General features: G+C 78.5%; 1 protein-coding gene. It reads right to left on the reverse strand.

What is annotated here, in order from left to right; all coding sequences use genetic code 11:
* The coding region (locus NON00_RS24605) for a DUF6212 domain-containing protein (protein ID WP_256025438.1) at positions 1-651 on the reverse strand (651 nt) is incomplete at its 3' end.
* Positions 652-769 lie beyond the last annotated feature (118 nt).

Consider the following 769-nt stretch of genomic DNA (forward strand, 5'->3'; position numbering starts at 1 on the left):
GGCATCGGCGGCGGCGACATGCACGGCCAGCCGCGCCAGCCCGTCGAGCCGCACGCCGAGCGGCTGGCGCAGCCGGAACAGCCCGCCGCCGCCCGCCGGGGCGATCTGCTGCGGCCCCGGCTCGGTCGAGAGCACGAGGCGCGGCACCGCCGGTGGCTGGTGCGCCATGCGCCGCGTCAGGTGGCCCAGCGCCTCGCGCGTCGCCTCATGCTCCTGGCGCAGCGCGACGAGGCTGCGCTGCAACCCCACCGCGCGGTCATTGGCGCGGATCAGCGCCTCGGCCAGCAGGGCGGCGAGGCCCGGCAGTGCCTCCCCGCCGCGCGCGGCCTGGAGGCGGTGCGGCGCGGGCTGGCCGGTGGCCTCCCACCATTCCGCCCAGGCTTCCAGCCGGGCCGCCTCCGGCTCGATGACGGCCAGCACCCCGGCCGGCGCCCAGGCGAGCGTGATCAGCCCCTCCGGCACGCCGCCGCCGCTGGCCGCGCCACAGGGGTACAGCCAGAGATCGCCCCCCGGCAGGCGGCGGGCCAGCCAGCGCGTCACGCCGAAAATCTCCAGCGCCTCCGCCTCCGGCAGGTCGGCGCCGAGGATCAGGGCCGGGCCGCCGCCCATCAGCGCGCCGAGATCGGCGGGCAGGACCAGCACGCCGCTCATGCTGCGCGCCCCGCCGCGATGACGCCCAGGAGGCGCGTCCAGCCAGCCATGTTCTTCTCCCAACTGATCTCTGCGGCGCGCGCGGCGGCGGCGGCGGCCATGGCGCGCAGCCGTGCCG

The sequence above is a fragment of the Roseomonas sp. GC11 genome (assembly GCF_024437745.1).
Taxonomy (GTDB): domain Bacteria; phylum Pseudomonadota; class Alphaproteobacteria; order Acetobacterales; family Acetobacteraceae; genus Pseudoroseomonas.